This window comes from Klenkia terrae, from assembly GCF_900491935.1.
Classification (GTDB): Bacteria; Actinomycetota; Actinomycetes; order Mycobacteriales; family Geodermatophilaceae; genus Klenkia; species Klenkia terrae.
The window spans coordinates 3,398,009-3,413,928 of sequence record NZ_UEXK01000004.1; the positions used below are offsets into that span (position 1 = coordinate 3,398,009).

Sequence of the window (15,920 nt, forward strand, 5' to 3'; positions counted from 1 at the left end):
GGCTGGACGCTAGTCGGGGACCGGCCCCGGCGGGGTCCGCGCGGCGCGCGGCACGCGCAGACCGGCGACCAGCCCGAGGGCCGACGCCCCGGCCATCACCACCGCCATCGGCAGCAGCGCGCCGGCCGTGCCCAGCCCGGCCAGCGGCGCGATCGCCCCGGCGACGGCGAACTGGCCCACCCCGACCAGCGCCGAGGCGGTGCCGGCGGCCCTAGCCGCGTCGGCCATGGCCAGCGCCGTGGCGTTGGGTAGCACCAGCCCGGTGGCGGCGACCACGACGAAGAGCACCGGGAGCAGCACCGGCAGGCCGCCGTCGGCCAGGGCGGTGACCACCAGCCCGACGCCGCCGGCGACCTGGGCGGCCAGGCCGCCGACCAGCAGGGTGCGCGGGCCGAGCCGGGCGACCAGGACCCGGGACAGCTGGCCGGCCGCGACGATGCCGGCGCCGTTGACCGCGAACACCAGGCTGAACTGCACCGGGGTGAGCCCGTAGCCGGTCTGCAGCACGAACGAGGACGTGGAGATGTAGGTGAACAGCGCCGCGAACCCCAGGCCCTGGGCGAGCACGGCGGTGCGGAACGCTCGGCGGCCGACCAGCTCGCGGGTGGCTCGGACCGTCGCGCGGGCGCCACCGCGGACCCGGCGCTCCGCCGGCAGCGTCTCGGGCAGCCAGCGCGCGGCGACCAGCAGCACCAGCCCGATGAGCGCCAGCACGCCGAAGACCCCGCGCCAGTCGGTGACCCGCAGCAGCTGGCCGCCCAGCACCGGGGCGAGCACGGGTGCGGCACCGCCGATGGAGGCCAGCAGGGCGAAGGCCCGGGCCGCCTCGGTGCCCTCGGTCCGGTCCCGGACGACGGCCCGGGCCAGCACGATGCCGGCCGCCCCGGCCAGTCCCTGCAGCAGCCGGATGCCCACCAGCAGCCACACCGAGGGCGCCAGCGCGCACAGCACCGAGGCCAGGGCGTACGCGCCGACGCCGACCAGCACCGGCACCTTGCGGCCGAACCGGTCCGACAGCGGGCCGGCCACCAGCTGCCCGACCGCCAGGCCGACCGCGACCGACGTCAGGGTGAGCTGGACCGCGCCCTGCCCGGCCCCGAACTCCGCCTCCAGCGAGGGCAGCGCCGGCAGGTAGAGGTCCATCGACAGCGGACCGAACGCCGACAGCGCCCCCAGCAGCACCATCGTGCTGCTGCTGAGGCGCTGGTCAGTCCTCGTCGGGGTCGTCCGTGCCGCCACGGGCCAGCCAGGTGGCCAGCCGCTCGACCGGCACCTCGAAGTCGGGGTGCTGGTCGACGAAGGCCTGCAGCTGGTCACCCAGCCAGGCGAGGGAGACCTCCTCCTCGCCCCGGCGGGTGACCAGCTCCTCGATGCCGCGGTCGGTGAAGTACATGCCGACTACTGCGCGAAGGCGCGGGTGACCAGGTCCTTCTGCTCGGCCTCGTGGATCTTGGCCGACCCCACCGCGGGGCTGGCCGAGGCCTTGCGGCTGACCGCCGACAGCGTCTTCCCGGCCGGCAGCTCGGCGGGCAGGTTGATCGCCATGAATTGCCAGGCACCCATGTTGGCCGGCTCCTCCTGGACCCAGAACACCTCGGTGGCGTTCGGGTAGCGGTCCAGGGCCTCCACCAGCTCACCGGCGGGCAGCGGGTACAGCTGCTCCACCCGGAGCACGGCGACGTCGTCGATGCCCTGGGCCTCGCGGGCGGCCAGCAGGTCGTAGGAGACCTTGCCGCTGCACAGCAGCACCCGGCGCACGGCGCCGCCGTCCAGCGGGTCCCCGCCGACACCCGGGTCGGCCAGGACGGGGCGGAACCGCTCCTCGGTGAAGTCCTGCACCGCGCTGACCGCGGCCTTGGCGCGCAGCAGCGACTTGGGGGTGAAGACGACCAGCGGGCGGTGGGTGTCCGACAGCGCCTGGCGGCGGAGCAGGTGGAAGTAGTTCGCCGGGGTCGAGCAGTTGGCGACGGTCATGTTGTTCTCGGCGCACATCTGCAGGAAGCGCTCGGGCCGACCGCTGGAGTGGTCGGGACCCTGGCCCTCCAGGCCGTGCGGCAGCAGCAGCACGACGCCGGAGCGCTGGCCCCACTTGGCCTCGCCGGAGGAGATGAACTCGTCGATGATCAGCTGCGCGCCGTCGACGAAGTCGCCGAACTGCGCCTCCCACAGCACCAGGGCGTCCTTGCGGGCCACCGAGTAGCCGTACTCGAAGCCGAGCGCGGCGTACTCGCTGAGCAGGGAGTCGTAGACGAAGAACTTCGCCTGGTCCTCCGAGAGGTTCGCGATCGGCGTGTACTCCTTGGCGTCCTCCCGGTCGATCAGGACCGAGTGGCGCTGCACGAAGGTGCCGCGGCGGGAGTCCTGGCCGGCCAGCCGGACCGGGACGCCCTGCATGAGCAGCGACCCGAAGGCCAGCAGCTCGCCCATCGCCCAGTCGACGCCGCCCTCGCTGACCATCGCGGCCCGGCGCTCGAGCATCTTCTGCAGCTTCGGGTGGACGGTGAAGTCCTCCGGGAGCGAGACGTGCGCGTCGCCGATGGCCTTGAGCACCTCGGGGGTGATGGCGGTCTTGGCCGACTCCGAGGGCCGCTGGTCCACCGGGCGGACCTGCTTGGAGGAGTCCTGCGCGTCGTGGGTCTCCGAGAACGCCCGCTCCAGCTGCCCGCGGTAGTCCTTGAGCGCCTCCTCGGCCTCGGCCAGGGTGATGTCGCCGCGACCGACCAGCGCCTCGGTGTACAGCTTCCGGACCGAGCGCTTGCGGTCGATGATGTCGTACATCAGCGGCTGGGTCATCGAGGGGTCGTCGCCCTCGTTGTGGCCCCGGCGGCGGTAGCAGACCAGGTCGACCACGACGTCCTTGCGGAAGGCCTGGCGGTAGTCCACGGCCAGCCGGGCCACCCGCACGCAGGCCTCGGGGTCGTCGCCGTTGACGTGGAAGACCGGTGCCCCGATCATCCGCGCGACGTCGGTGGAGTAGAGGCTGGAGCGGGCCGCGGCCGGGCTCGTGGTGAACCCGACCTGGTTGTTCACCACCACGTGCACGGTGCCGCCGGTGCGGTAGCCGCGCAGCTGGGACAGGTTGAGGGTCTCGGCGACCACGCCCTGGCCCGCGAACGCGCTGTCGCCGTGCAGCAGCACCGGCAGGACGGTGAAGCCGTGCTCGCCCTTGTCGATCATGTCCTGCTTGGCCCGCACGATGCCCTCGAGGACGGGGTTGACCGCCTCCAGGTGGCTGGGGTTCGACGTCAGCGACACGGTGATCCCGGCGTCCCGCGAGGGGTGCTGGAAGTGGCCGGTGGCGCCGAGGTGGTACTTCACGTCGCCGGAGCCCTGCACGGTGCCCGGGTCGATGTTGCCCTCGAACTCCCCGAAGATCTTCGAGTAGGGCTTGTGCAGCACGTTGGCCAGCACGTTCAGCCGGCCGCGGTGCGGCATGCCGATGGCGACCTCGTCGAGCTCGTACTCGGTGGAGGCCAGCAGCACCTCGTCCAGCAGCGGGATGACGGACTCACCGCCCTCGAGGGAGAACCGCTTCTGCCCGACGTACTTGGTCTGCAGGAAGGTCTCGAAGGCCTCGGCGGCGTTGAGCCGGCCCAGGACGTGCTTCTGCTTGTCCCGGTTCGGGGCGTCGTGCTTGACCTCGATGCGCTTCTGGAGCCACTCGCGCTCCTCGGGGTCGGTGATGTGCATGTACTCGACGCCGACCGTGCGGCAGTAGGAGTTGCGGAGCACGCCCAGGACGTCGCGCAGCGGCATGACCTTCTCGCCGGCGAAGCCGCCGACCGGGAACTGCCGGTCGAGGTCCCACAGCGTGAGGCCGTGCTGGGTGATGTCCAGGTCGGGGTGGGTGCGGACCTTGAACTCGAGCGGGTCGGTGTCGGCCATCAGGTGGCCGTTGCGCCGGTAGGCCTCGATCAGCTCGACGACCCGGGCGCCCTTGTCGATCTGGCCCTCGTGGCGGACGGTGACGTCGGGGACCCAGCGGACCGGCTCGTAGGGGATCCGCAGCGAGGCGAAGATGCCGTCGTAGAACCCGTCCTCGCCCAGCAGCAGCCCGTGCAGCCGGCGCAGGAAGTCCCCGGACTGGGCGCCCTGGATGATCCGGTGGTCGTAGGTCGAGGTGAGCGTGATGGTCTTGGCGACCGCCAGGTCGGTGAGCGTCTCGGGGCTCATCCCCTGGAACTCGGCCGGGTAGTCCATCGCGCCGACGCCGACGATTGTGCCCTGGCCGGTGGTCAGGCGGGGCACGGAGTGGTTGGTGCCGACGGTGCCGGGGTTGGTCAGGCTGACCGTCGTCCCGGTGAAGTCGTCCATGGTCAGCTTGCCGCCGCGGGCCCGGCGGATGACGTCCTCGTAGGCGCCCCAGAAGGCGGCGAAGTCCATCTCCTCGGCGCCCTTGATGTTGGCGACCACGAGCGAGCGGGTGCCGTCGGGCTTGGGCAGATCGATGGCCAGGCCGAAGTTGACGTGCTCGGGCTGGACCAGGTTCGGCTTGCCGTCGATCTCGGCGAACGCCGCGTTCATCTCGGGGAAGTCGTCCAGCGCCCGGACCAGCGCGTAGCCGATCAGGTGGGTGAAGGACACCTTGCCCCCGCGGGAGCGGGCCAGGTGGTTGTTGATCACGATGCGGTTGTCGACCAGCATCTTGGCCGGCACCGCCCGCACGCTGGTGGCCGTGGGCACCGTCAGCGAGGCGTTCATGTTCTTCACGACGCTGGCGGCGGCACCGCGCAGCACGGTCTGCTTCGGGCCGGACGTGGCGTCGGCGGCAGCGGCCTTCGGCGCGGGCTTGGCGGCCGGCTTCGGCGTGGACGGCGCGGCGGGGCGCTGGTCGGCGGCCTTCTCGGCGGCTTGGGCGACCACCGGGGCGGTGGCCTTCGGCTCGACCGGGGTGGCCCGGGGAGCCGGTGCCGGGGCGGCGGCCGGCGTGCCGGTGGTGCTGGGCCGGGTGGCCGAGGCCTCTGCGTCGGCCTGGGCCGGCTTCGCGGCCGGCTGCTGCTCGGGCTGCCGCGCCGCGGGCTCGGCCGGGGCGTCGGACTGCTCGGCGGCCTGGCCGGTGGGGGCGTAGTCGTCGAAGAAGTCGTGCCAGGCCTGGTCGACGCTCCCGGGGTCGGCGAGGTACTGCTGGTACATCTCCTCGACCAGCCACTCGTTGGTTCCGAATCCGCCGGCCGCGGTGGACGCGGTGGGGGAGGGCTGGGATGAGTTCACGCTTGACACGGGGTCGAGTGCCTTCTTCGTCTGTGGACGTCGTTGGACCGGTTGCCGATGCTACCGGCCGGGGGTGCGGTGGGCCGTGCCCAGGTGACGCGTGTGACGTGGTGCGGCTCACCTCGGGCCGGCCGAGGGGTCAGCCGGCGGTGCCGCCGCCCTCGAGGAGGTCGACCAGGGCGTCCTGCCCGGTGGGGGAGCCGTCGCCGCCGGCGCGGTCGCGGGCCGCGGCCACCCGGGCGATGTCCAGGGCGCTGGCGCCGTCGGAGGTGGTGGTCTCCACGTCCGCCCCGGCGGCCAGGAGCACCCGGACGACCTCGAGCCGCCCGCCGTCGGGCCCGGCGGCGACCGCGGCGTGCAGCGCGGTGTGCCCGGTGTCGGCGTCCCGGCGGTCGACCACGGCACCGGCGTCCAGCAGCAGGGAGACGATCTCGACCTGCCCGGCGCCGGCGGCCGCCCGCAGCGAGCCGTCGTCGGGGTCGGCGCCGCGGTCCAGCAGCAGGCGGACCGCCTCGACCGATCCGCCCAGGGCGGCGAACCCGAGCAGCGAGGTGTCGGCGTCGTCGTGGACGGCGGACTCCCCGGCGTCCAGCCGGGCGGTCAGCCGCGCGGTGTCGCCGAGGTAGGCCGCGGCCGCGCCGTCGGGCTCGGCACCGCGGGCCAGCAGCTGGTCGACCAGGCCGGGGGCGAACTCCAGCGCGACGTGCAGCGGGGTGCGGCCGTGCCCGGTGGTGGCCTCCAGGTCGGCCCCGGCGGCCAGCAGCAGCTCCACGACCTCGCCCTGGCCGGCGGCGACCGCGACGTGCAGCGGCGTCCAGCCGTCCTGGTCGGCGCGCTCGACGGTGCTGCCCAGCAGGCGCGGCTGGGCCTCGACCGCGGCGCGCACGGCGGCGGCGTCCCCGGCTTCGACCAGCCCCGCCAGGCGCTGCCCGGTCATCCGCAGGGCGCGCAGCTCGCCGGTGCTCGGGCCGGAGGGTGTCCGATCGGTCATCGCGTGGACCTCGTTCGCTCGTCGGTGGGTCTGCAGGGCGTCGCGGCGGGTCGTCGGGAGGGGTCAGACCACGTCGCGGCGGACGGCCAGGACGGTCCCCAGCACGGCGGCGACCAGACCGTAACCGAGCAGGAGCAGCCCGCCCTGCCAGGTCCCCAGCAGGTCGCCCGGTCCGTCGCCGGAGGTCAGCGCGGCGAGCGCGCCGCCGGGCAGGTAGGCGTAGGCGTCGGCCGTGGCGGGGACGCTGGCGATGATCGGCTCGACCACGAACAGGTAGACCAGCGCGCCCACGACGGCGCCCACCTGGTTGCGCACCAGGGCGCCCACCCCGACCCCGATGACGGCGTAGACGACCAGCGCGAGCCCGGAGCGCAGCAGCACGCCGGGGGCGTCCCCGCTCCAGTCCGGCGCGCCCCCCCGCGCGCTGCCGTAGACCGTGGCGACCAGGACGGTCACCGCGACGACGGCGACGGCGACCACCAGCCCGGCGACGGCGTAGGCCAGCAGCTTGGCCACCACCACCCGCCCCCGCTGCGGGCTGACCAGGAAGGTCGGGGTGGCGGTGCGGTGCCGGTACTCCTGGGTCATCCCGATGACGCCCAGGACCAGGGCGATCACCGCGACCTGCGCGGGGATGCCCGCGACGACGTCGGCGAACTCGGTGGTGCCGACCGGGGGCAGGCCGTTCTCGGCGCCGGCCAGCCCGGTGAACAGGGCGGTGAAGCCGCCGGCCATGAGGCAGGCGACGACCAGCAGCCAGAGGCCGACCCTGGTGCTGAGGAGCTTGGTCCACTCCGCGCGGACGAGGTTCACGCGACGCTCCCCGGGGTCGTGGCGGCGTACTGCTCGGCCCCGGCGGTGAGCCGGAAGTAGACCTCTTCCAGGCCGGAGGTGTGCGACCGCAGCTCGTGCAGCTCGACCCCGGCGGTGAATGCCCGTGCACCGACCTCGTCGGTGGTCAGCCCGGTGACGGTGAGCGCGCCCGGGCCGGTCGCCTCGACCACGGCGCCGGTGCCGGCGAGCGCGGCGGTCAGCTGCTCGGCGGCGGGGGTGCGGACCAGGACGGTGCCCGCGGACTCGCCGCGCAGCTCGTCCAGCGTGCCCTCGCGGACCAGCTTGCCCGCCCCCACGATCACCACCCGGTCGGCGGTCTGCTCCACCTCGGCCAGCAGGTGGGAGGAGATGAGGACGGTCCGGCCCTGGTCGTGGGCCAGGTGCCGGAGGAACCCGCGCAGCCACTGGATGCCCTCGGGGTCCAGCCCGTTGGCCGGCTCGTCGAGCACCAGCACCTGCGGGTCGCCCAGCAGGGCCGTGGCCAGGCCCAGCCGCTGGCGCATGCCCAGGGAGTAGTTGCCGGCCTTGCGCTTGCCGGCCGGGGCCAGGCCCACCTGGGCCAGCACCTCGTCGGCCCGCGAGGTCGGCAGACCGGCGGCGCGGCAGTAGACCCGCAGGTGGTCGCGGCCTGTGCGGCCGGGGTGGAAGGCCGTCTCCAGCACGGCGCCGACCTGGCGGGTCGGCTGGGGGGGCGCGGCGTAGGGCGTGCCGCCGATCGTCGTCGTCCCGCGGGCGGGGGTGATCAGGCCCAGGGCCATCCGCAGGGTGGTGGTCTTGCCGGCCCCGTTCGGGCCCAGGAAACCGGTCACCTGGCCGGGCTCCACGGTGAAGCTCAGGGAGTCCACGGCGGTGACCGAGCCGAAGGTCTTGGTCAGGTCGCGGACCTCGACGCGACCGTCGACCGGTCCGTCGACGGTGCTGCCGACCGCTGGCGGGCTGCTCGTGATGGAAGCCTCCTCGGTGGTCCCCCGTGGCGTGCTGCCATCCAACCGCACCCGGGCCGGACGGATTCGTCTGTGACCACTGGACACACCTGGCGCGCGGGCCGTCGTCCGGTCCGCTAGGTTCCGCTCCGTGACTGCCTATCGGACCGTCGTCGTCGGCACCGACGGCTCGGAGTCCTCGCTGCGCGCGGTGACCCGGGCCGGCGCCCTCGCAGGGGCCTGCGGGGCCACCCTGGTGATCGCCTGCGCCTACCTGCCGACCGATCCCGACGACCGGGACGTCCGCGGCGCCGCGGACGTGCTCAAGGACGAGGCCTACCAGGTGATGGGGTCCTCGCCCGCCGAGGAGACGGTGCGCACGGCGCACGAGCGCGCGTCGGCGGCCGGGGCCGGCGACGTCCGCACCGTCGCGGTGGTCGGGTCGCCGGTGGAGGCGCTGCTGGACGTGGTCAAGCGGGAGTCCGCCGACCTGCTGGTGGTGGGCAACCGCGGGCTGGCCGGGATCAAGGGGCGGCTGCTCGGGTCGGTCCCGGCCGACGCCACCCGCCGCTCGGCGGTCGACGTGCTCGTCGTCCACACCACGGACTGACCGGAGGGTCGAGCCCTGCCCGCGGACCCCGCCGGCGTCCCGGACGCCCGGGAGGCGATGGACCGGCTGCTGCTGGGCGGCCCGCGCCGCTGGACCCGGCTGGAGGTCGCGCAGCGGTCCGGGGTCGACCCGGCGCGCACGCAGCGGCTGTGGCGGGCCCTGGGCTTCGCCGACGTGGGCGACGACGACGAGGTCTTCACCGACGCCGACGTGGAGGCGCTGCGGGCGCTGGGCGCGCTGATCGACTCCGGGTTCGTCGACCTGGACACCGAGGCGTCGATCGCCCGGGCGATGGGGCAGTCGCTGTCCCGGCTGGCCGACTGGCAGACCGACATGCTGGCCGCGCTGCTGCGCGAGCACCCGGGCGAGCCGGTGGACGCGGTGCGGGCGGCGGAGATGCTGCTGCCGCTCATGCGCGACGTGCAGGACTACGTGTGGCGCCGGCACCTGTCGGCCAACGCCGAGCGGTTGCTGGCCGCCGGCCCGGACGAGGCGACCGACCGGCGCGAGCTGGCCGTCGGGTTCGCCGACCTGGTCGGCTACACGTCCCGCAGCCGCGGCATGGGTGGCCGCGAGCTCGGTGCGATGGTCGAGGACTTCGAGGGGCTGACGGCCGACCTGGTGGCCCGGCACCACGGCCGGGTGGTGAAGACGGTGGGCGACGGCGTGCTGTTCACCTGCACCACGGCGGTGGACGCGGTGGAGATCGGGCTGCGGCTGCCCGAGGAGTGGGCCGCGGCCGACCGGCCGCCGCTGCGGGTGGGTGCGGCGTTCGGCCCGGTGCTGACCCGGCTGGGCGACGTCTACTCCCCGGTGGTCAACCTGGCCAGCCGCCTGACGTCGCTGGCCCGGCCGTCCACCCTGCTGGTCGACCAGGACCTGGCCCGCCTGCTGCGGGGCGTGCGGGCCTACCGGGTGCGCCCGCTGCGCCGGGTGTCGGTCCGCGGCTACGACCACCTGCAGCCCTGGCTGGTCCGCCGCCGCCCCGGCACCCCGGTCCCCGGCGAGGACACCGGCCCCTTCGAGGACTTCCTCGACGACTACACCGACGAGGTGCTCGGTTCCCCGGACCCGGACCACCCGCACGACCCCCGGACCACCTGACCGAGCCACCCACCAGGCGAGACACCGACGCGACGCGCCCCCTCGAGTCCCCGACGAGCGGGCGGCCGGAGGCCTCCCCGAGGAGGGGCGGATCGGCTCCACCGTCGCCGGGAACGGCACCTGAACGCGGTGGGAGCGCGAAGCGCGACAATGCACACCGTGTCCGCCACCCTCGTCGCCCGTGGCCTGGCCGCCGGGCACGGCGCCAAGGTCCTGTTCGCCGACCTCGACCTGGTGGTGGCCCCCGGGGACGTGGTGGGACTGGTGGGGGTGAACGGGGCGGGCAAGTCGACGCTGCTGCGCACGCTGGCCGGGCTGCTGCCGGCGGAGGACGGCGGGATCAGCCTGTCCCCGCCCTCGGCCACGGTGGGCTACCTGCCGCAGGAGCACGAGCGCCGGGACGGCGAGACGGTGCTCGGGGCGCTGGCCCGGCGGACCGGTGTCGCGCCGGCGCAGCAGGAGATGGACGACGCCCTGGAGGCGCTGACCGCGGGCACGCCGGACGACGGGTACGCCGACGCCCTGGAGCGCTGGTTGGCCCTGGGCGGGGCGGACCTGGAGGAGCGGGCCGGCGAGGTGCTGGCGACGGTGGCGCCGGGGGTGGCGCAGGACGCGCTGATGACCGGGCTGTCGGGCGGGCAGGCGGCCCGGGTGGGGTTGGCCGCGCTGCTGCTGTCCCGCTACGACGTCCTGCTGCTGGACGAGCCGACCAACGACCTGGACCTGGCCGGGCTGGACCAGCTGGAGTCCTTCGTGCAGGGCCTGCGTACCGGGGTGGTGGTGGTCAGCCACGACCGGGAGTTCCTCTCGCGCACGGTGACCCGGGTGGTCGAGCTGGACCTGGCCCAGCAGCTGGTGCGGGTGCACGACGGGGGCTACGAGGCGTACCTGACCGAGCGCGAGGTGGACCGCCGGCACGCCCGCGAGGAGTACGAGGAGTTCGCCGACACCAAGTCCGGGCTGGAGGCGCGGGCCCGGATGCAGAAGAACTGGATGGCCAAGGGCGTCCGGGACTCGATCAAGAAGAGCAAGGACGGCGACAAGCACATCAAGGCCGCGCAGCGGGCGTCGTCGGAGAAGCAGGCGGCGAAGGCCAAGCAGACCCAGCGGCGGATCGAGCGGCTGGAGGTGGTGGAGGAGCCCCGCAAGGAGTGGGAGCTGCGGATGGAGATCGCCGCCGCGCCGCGGGCGGGCTCGGTGGTCGCCGTGCTGCGGGGTGCCGTCGTCCGGCGGGGCGGGTTCCAGCTGGGTCCGGTGGACCTGCAGGTCGACTGGGGCGACCGGCTGGCGATCACCGGCGGCAACGGGGCGGGGAAGTCCACGCTGCTGGCGGCGCTGCTGGGCCGGGTCGAGCTCGACGAGGGCTCGTCGTCGCTGGGCTCGGGGGTGCGGCTGGGCGAGGTGGACCAGGCCCGGCGCAGCTTCCTGGGCGACCTGCCGCTGTCGGCGGCCTTCGGTGCCGAGGTGCCCGACCTGCCCGACGCCGAGGTGCGGACGCTGCTGGCGAAGTTCGGCCTGCGGGCCGACCACGTGCTGCGGCCGGCGGGGTCGCTGAGCCCGGGGGAGCGGACCCGCGCGGCGCTGGCCCTCCTGCAGGCCCGCGGGGTGAACGTGCTGGTCCTCGACGAGCCCACCAACCACCTGGACCTGCCGGCCATCGAGCAGCTGGAGCAGGCGCTGGCCGACTACACCGGCACGCTGCTGCTGGTCACCCACGACCGGCGGATGCTCGACGCCGTCGCGGTCACCCGCCGGCTGGCGGTCAGCGGCGGACGGGTGACCGAGGGCTGAGCCCGGCACCGTCGTGCGTGCGGGGTCGGCGTGGGTGGCTGACCGGCCGCGGCGGGTCGACCTCGAGCACCTGGGCCACCGCGTACTCCGCCAGCGCCGCGACCTCGGCGGCGGTGCCGTGCCGCGGGGCGATGGCCGGCAGCAGGTGGACCTCGAGCACCAGCTCGGTCGTGCCGACGACCCGGGCCGCGCTGCGCCACCAGGTCTCGCCGTCCAGCTGGGCGGTGGCGGTGGTGGGCCGGCCCGCCTGCCGGGCGCGGACGGCGACCGGGCAGACCGGCACGCCGGCGGCCAGGGCGGGGGCGAACCGCGCGGGCACGAACCGGCCGATCTCGGTCCCGCAGGTGGTGGTCGCCTCGGGCCGGACGAGCACGCTGCGCCCGCGGAGCAGCTCGGTCTCGACCTGGTCGCCGCGCAGGGTGGCCAGGCCCGGCCAGATGGTGCCGTCGTCGGCCGGCAGCGCGGCGACCGCGGTGCGCAGGGCGAGGTCGTCGACCCAGGAGACCCGGTTGGCCACGACCAGGCGCGGGCCGGTCGGCCAGGGCGTGGCCGGCTGCACCACGACCACCCGCACGCCGGCGGCGGTGAGCAGGCGGGCGGCGGTGCAGACGGCGTGCCGGCGGCCGTCGCCGGCCGGCGGGCGGGTGGCCGCCCGGGCGAGCGCCGCGGCCAGCGCGGCCGAGCGCCGGCGCCGGAGCCCGGCGGGGGCGGTGGGGGAGACGTCGGCGAGGCAGGCGGTCGAGCAGGGCTGCGTGCTCATGGGCACCACGGTCGGGTCCCCAGGTGGCCGTCGGGTGTCCGCCGTCCCACCGCGACACGTCGACCCGCGGAAGGTCCTCAGGTGCGGTCGACCGTCGTCCAGGCCAGGGTCAGCGCGGCCAGACCGGCCAGGACGGCGAGCAGGACCGGGTAGGGCGCCACGGCGGTGAGCGCGGCCAGCACCAGCGGGGCGGCGAACCCGAGGTAGGTCAGCGCGTAGAACACCCCGGTCAGGCCGGCCAGCTCGTGCGGGGCGGCCACCCGCTGGGTCTCCAGCAGACCGGCCACCAGGCAGCAGCCGTAGCCGGCCCCCAGCAGCAGCGCGGTGGGCACCAGCAGCCAGGGCGTCGGCGCGGCGGCGTACGCGACGGCGACCACCAGCCCGGCGACGACGGCGGCGGTGCCCAGCCGGGCGGCCGGGCGGGTGTCGGCGGCGGCCAGCCGGCGGGCCAGCGGCTGCACCAGGACGCCGGTGCCCAGGGTCAGCCCGGCCACCACGGCGTTGACCGCCACGGCGTACTCGGCGGCCACCCCGCCGCCGTCGGCCAGCAGACCCGGCAGGACGGCGAGGGACACCGTCGCCGCGGTGAACACCCACGGGGCGACCGGGGTGACCAACCGCCGGAACCGCGGCTGGCGCACCGAGGCGATCCGCACCGCCGTGCGCAGCGGCACCCGGGTGTCGCTGCGCGGCACGGTCTCCGGTGACCGCCACAGCGGCACGAGGACGGCGAGGCCGAGGACGAGGTGCGGCAGGTAGGCGACGGTGAGCGGGTGCGGGGCCCACTGGGCGACCAGCCCGGCGACCAGCGGGCCCAGCCCGAAGCCGGCCGACAGCGCGGTGGCGGCCCGGCGGGCGCCGGTGCCGGGCACGGTGGTGGGGTCCCACGCGGGGCCCGACAGCTCGCGCACCCAGGCGCTGCCGGCGGCGAAGGCGGCCCCGCTGGCCACCCCGGCGAGCAGCCGCCCGGCGTACAGCGCCCAGAGCTGGTCCAGCAGCAGGACGGCGGTGGCCAGCACCGAGACCACCGCGGCAGCCCGCAGCACCGGACCGCGCCCGCGGGCGTCGGACACCGGGCCGAGCAGCAGCAGGGCCGGGATGAGCCCCAGCGCGTAGACCCCGACCAGCGCCGAGACGTCGACCGACGACAGCCCCTCGTCGCGCCGGTAGGCGACCAGCAGGCTGACGAACTGGTTGGCGCCCCACCCGATGGCGAACATGGCCAGCGCCACCGGGACCCAGGCGCGGGGCCGGGGCTGCGCGGGCGCGCTCACGCCTCGACGTCCGCCTCGACGACGGCCCTGAGCCGCTGCAGGCTGGTGGCCAGGTTGCGTCGCTGGAAGTCCGCGAACGGCCCCCGGGTGGCGACGGCGTCGAACAGCCGGGCGACCGGGTCGGGCATCGTGCGCTCGTCGGTCCAGGTCTGGGTCACCCGGGTGCCCGGGGTGCCGTCGGGCAGCACGGCGGGCTCGAGCAGGTGCTCCCACCCGGCGATGCCGGCGCGCACCCGCCGGCGGGCGCCGCCGATGGCCCGCACCCGGAAGGCGAAGCGCTGGTCGGGGTCGGCCGCGGTCCCCCCGCCCTCGGTGATCCAGCGGAACCCGCGGCGCTCGTTGCTGCCGGTGAACACCGCCCCGACCGGCAGGGCCCCGGCGTGGTCGGTGCGTGCGCCCCGGTTCTCCGGGCTGTACTCCGGGGTCCGGGTCGGGTCGCTGACCAGCGCGTAGACCGCCGAGGGCGGGGCCGCCACCAGCACCGAGTCGCTGACCGTGCGCCGGCGTGCCACGTCGTCCCCCGTCGGTGGTCGAGACGCACGAAGGGCCGGACCCTGGCGGATCCGGCCCGTGCGCTGGTGCCCCCGGCAGGATTCGAACCTGCGCCCCTGCCTCCGGAGGGCAGTGCTCTATCCCCTGAGCTACGGGGGCTCGTGTGGTGCTGGGGAAGCGACGGGAACGTTATCGCACGGCTCAGGGGGCCGGGAGGGGGGACCCCCCGCGGGCGACGAGCATCGCGGCCATCGTCGTGCTCTCCGCGCTCTGGGTCGTCGCGATCGACCGGGCGAGGCCGCGGACGACGGCCTCGGCGGCGCGCGCCTCGCCCTGCTGCGCCATCTCCAGGCCGCCCTGGTGGTGCCGGATCATCAGCTGCAGGAACAGCACGTCGAAGGCCGTGCCGGTGGCGGCCCGCAGCTCGGTGAGCTCGTCCTCGGTGGCCATCCCGGGCATGAGGCCGCCGGCGGACATGGCGTCGTGCTCGGAGGAGCCCATCCAGGCCATGGTGTCCCGATTGGTCACCGGCTGGCCCCAGAGGGTCAGCCAGCCCTGCATGCGACCGGTCTGGTTGGTCTGCGTGGCGGAGATGTCGAACGCGAGCTGCCGGACCTCGGGGTCCTGGCTGCGAGTGCCCGCGAGGTTGGCCATCTCGACCGCCTGCAGGTGGTGCCGGCTCATGTCCTGGGCGAAGCCGACGTCCACGCTGCCCGCCGCGGGCGGATCGGTGCGACCGAGGCCCAGGGCCACCGCGAGGCCGCCCCCCGCGACGAGCAGGCCTACGGCGATGACCGCGACGAGGACGGTGCTGAGCAGCTTGCGGGTATCACCGGTCGCGGAGTCGGACATCATCTCGGTCACCTCAGGGTTCGTGCCCGGGCCCGCTGCGGACGGGCCCGGGGCGCCGCGGTCAGCCCGCAGCGGTGGGGGTGGTCTCGGCGTCGGTCGGCACGCTGGCCGCCGCCGACCGGCTGTCGTCGCCGACCACCAGCGGGTCGGAGATGAACACCGGGTTCTCGCAGCTGGCCCCCGGCTCGGGGAAGAGGGCCTCGCCCTCGGCGTCCTGCCCGAAGACGAAGAAGTCGACGTACTGCTCGACGCGCGGGTCGGTGGCTGAGTCCACGGCCAGCTGGTGGTTCCACGACTGCAGGCTGATCGTCGACCCCAGACCGGCGTACGGGGACAACAACAGGCCGGAGTTGCCCTCGACCAGGTCGGTCAAGGTGGTGAGGTCGTCGTCGTTGATCGCGTCCGGGTCGTAGGTGATCCAGACCGCGCCGTGCTCCATCCCGTGGACGGCGTTCTCGTGCCGGATGTCCTGGTCGTAGACGGTGCCGGTGCAGTCGGCCCACTCGCCGTCGTGCGGGCCGCCCACCGGCGGTGACTCGGTGTAGTCCACCGGGGTGGTCACGTGCTGCTGGCCGGCGGCGTAGTCGAAGACCTGCACGCCGTCGATCTGGTCGGCCGCGGTGATCCGGTCGGCCTCGCTGCGGTTCACCGCGTAGACGGCGTAGCCGATGACGGCACCGGCGAAGACCACGACGGCGACGGCGGCGGCGATCAGGCCCCACGGCTTGGGCTTGGCGACCACGGCCTGCTGCGGTCGGGTCCGGCCGCCCTTGCCGCCGGGCCGGTTGCCGGCGCCCTTGCCCGCGGCGCCCAGGCCCTTCCCGGCCGGGGTGGCCTGCCGGCCACCGGCGCCCTTGCCCGGCGTGCGCTTGGCCGCCGAGGCGCCACCAGCGGGCTGATCGGCGTTCGTGTCGGGCTTCGGGTCCTCGGGCAAGGCCTCTCCAGTCTCGATCGGGGGTGGACCGCGCGGCGCACCGTGAGGCGGCGGGCCGGTCCCGGCGGGGGAGTCTAGATGGCGGAGCTGTGCGGACGGCCCCGTGTGACGGTGCACACCGGTCCTGCCTGCTGGTCAACGGCG

14 protein-coding genes and 1 tRNA gene are annotated in these 15,920 nt (G+C 75.1%); 3 read left to right on the plus strand and 12 right to left on the minus strand.

Translation table 11 applies throughout. The features are described from left to right. Positions 1-9 precede the first annotated feature (9 nt). From LFA75_RS17010 to LFA75_RS17035, 6 genes are all read right to left on the minus strand, one after another. Entirely contained in the window at positions 10-1,185 is a 1,176-nt protein-coding gene (locus LFA75_RS17010) for a multidrug effflux MFS transporter (protein WP_225234786.1), read from the minus strand. Positions 1,186-1,207: 22 nt separating this feature from the next. Continuing rightward, complete coding sequence (locus tag LFA75_RS17015) at positions 1,208-1,393, minus strand: DUF6104 family protein (protein ID WP_225234787.1); 186 nt, start codon at positions 1,391-1,393, stop codon at positions 1,208-1,210. A gap of 5 nt (positions 1,394-1,398) precedes the next feature. Next, positions 1,399-5,220: a multifunctional oxoglutarate decarboxylase/oxoglutarate dehydrogenase thiamine pyrophosphate-binding subunit/dihydrolipoyllysine-residue succinyltransferase subunit gene (locus tag LFA75_RS17020; RefSeq protein WP_404820948.1), complete on the minus strand. Its 3,822-nt coding sequence runs from the start codon at positions 5,218-5,220 to the stop codon at positions 1,399-1,401. Between the two features lie 130 nt (positions 5,221-5,350). After that, positions 5,351-6,202: an ankyrin repeat domain-containing protein gene (locus tag LFA75_RS17025; protein WP_225234789.1), complete on the minus strand. Its 852-nt coding sequence runs from the start codon at positions 6,200-6,202 to the stop codon at positions 5,351-5,353. Positions 6,203-6,265: 63 nt separating this feature from the next. Beyond that, positions 6,266-7,015: an ABC transporter permease gene (locus LFA75_RS17030; protein WP_225234790.1), complete on the minus strand. Its 750-nt coding sequence runs from the start codon at positions 7,013-7,015 to the stop codon at positions 6,266-6,268. Beyond that, positions 7,012-8,025 carry an ABC transporter ATP-binding protein gene (locus LFA75_RS17035; RefSeq protein WP_225234791.1) on the minus strand — a complete coding sequence of 338 codons (1,014 nt, stop codon included), beginning with the start codon at positions 8,023-8,025 and terminating at the stop codon, positions 7,012-7,014. The genes LFA75_RS17030 and LFA75_RS17035 overlap by 4 nt, the downstream gene beginning before the upstream one ends. A gap of 85 nt (positions 8,026-8,110) precedes the next feature. On the opposite strand from LFA75_RS17035, the gene LFA75_RS17040 reads away from it, so the two are divergent. From LFA75_RS17040 to LFA75_RS17050, 3 genes are all read left to right on the plus strand, one after another. Further along, positions 8,111-8,569 (plus strand): universal stress protein, encoded by a 459-nt coding sequence (locus tag LFA75_RS17040; protein ID WP_225234792.1) that lies wholly within the window; start codon positions 8,111-8,113, stop codon positions 8,567-8,569. A 57-nt stretch (positions 8,570-8,626) separates the two neighbouring features. After that, on the plus strand, positions 8,627-9,673 hold the full coding sequence (locus tag LFA75_RS17045; protein ID WP_225234793.1) for an adenylate/guanylate cyclase domain-containing protein: 1,047 nt from the start codon (positions 8,627-8,629) through the stop codon (positions 9,671-9,673). Positions 9,674-9,823: 150 nt separating this feature from the next. Beyond that, positions 9,824-11,464 (plus strand): ABC-F family ATP-binding cassette domain-containing protein, encoded by a 1,641-nt coding sequence (locus LFA75_RS17050; RefSeq protein WP_225234794.1) that lies wholly within the window; start codon positions 9,824-9,826, stop codon positions 11,462-11,464. On the opposite strand, the gene LFA75_RS17055 is transcribed toward LFA75_RS17050, so the two are convergent. From LFA75_RS17055 to LFA75_RS17080, 6 genes are all read right to left on the minus strand, one after another. Further along, positions 11,436-12,224: a lysophospholipid acyltransferase family protein gene (locus tag LFA75_RS17055; protein WP_225234795.1), complete on the minus strand. Its 789-nt coding sequence runs from the start codon at positions 12,222-12,224 to the stop codon at positions 11,436-11,438. The genes LFA75_RS17050 and LFA75_RS17055 overlap by 29 nt on opposite strands. Before the next feature lie 77 nt (positions 12,225-12,301). Continuing rightward, positions 12,302-13,498, minus strand: coding sequence for an MFS transporter (locus LFA75_RS17060; protein WP_225234796.1), 1,197 nt, complete (start codon positions 13,496-13,498; stop codon positions 12,302-12,304). Further along, a complete protein-coding gene (locus LFA75_RS17065; RefSeq protein ID WP_225234797.1) occupies positions 13,495-14,010 on the minus strand; it encodes an SRPBCC family protein in 516 nt (171 codons plus the stop codon). The genes LFA75_RS17060 and LFA75_RS17065 overlap by 4 nt, the downstream gene beginning before the upstream one ends. A gap of 64 nt (positions 14,011-14,074) precedes the next feature. Then, positions 14,075-14,149 (minus strand) — tRNA-Arg (locus tag LFA75_RS17070). A 42-nt stretch (positions 14,150-14,191) separates the two neighbouring features. After that, positions 14,192-14,845 carry a DUF305 domain-containing protein gene (locus LFA75_RS17075; RefSeq protein WP_225234798.1) on the minus strand — a complete coding sequence of 218 codons (654 nt, stop codon included), beginning with the start codon at positions 14,843-14,845 and terminating at the stop codon, positions 14,192-14,194. A 58-nt stretch (positions 14,846-14,903) separates the two neighbouring features. Further along, complete coding sequence (locus LFA75_RS17080) at positions 14,904-15,776, minus strand: DUF3105 domain-containing protein (RefSeq protein ID WP_225234799.1); 873 nt, start codon at positions 15,774-15,776, stop codon at positions 14,904-14,906. Between the last annotated feature and the right edge of the window lie 144 nt (positions 15,777-15,920).

Excerpts from the sequence above, each read along its gene's own strand:
- LFA75_RS17010 (WP_225234786.1), bottom strand. The coding sequence starts at position 1,185 with ATGGTGCTGCTGGGGGCGCTGTCGGCGTTCGGTCCGCTGTCGATGGAC.
- LFA75_RS17015 (WP_225234787.1), bottom strand. The coding sequence starts at position 1,393 with ATGTACTTCACCGACCGCGGCATCGAGGAGCTGGTCACCCGCCGGGGC.
- LFA75_RS17025 (WP_225234789.1), bottom strand. The coding sequence starts at position 6,202 with ATGACCGATCGGACACCCTCCGGCCCGAGCACCGGCGAGCTGCGCGCC.
- LFA75_RS17045 (WP_225234793.1), top strand. The coding sequence starts at position 8,627 with ATGGACCGGCTGCTGCTGGGCGGCCCGCGCCGCTGGACCCGGCTGGAG.
- LFA75_RS17050 (WP_225234794.1), top strand. The coding sequence starts at position 9,824 with ATGCACACCGTGTCCGCCACCCTCGTCGCCCGTGGCCTGGCCGCCGGG.
- LFA75_RS17055 (WP_225234795.1), bottom strand. The coding sequence starts at position 12,224 with ATGAGCACGCAGCCCTGCTCGACCGCCTGCCTCGCCGACGTCTCCCCC.
- LFA75_RS17075 (WP_225234798.1), bottom strand. The coding sequence starts at position 14,845 with ATGATGTCCGACTCCGCGACCGGTGATACCCGCAAGCTGCTCAGCACC.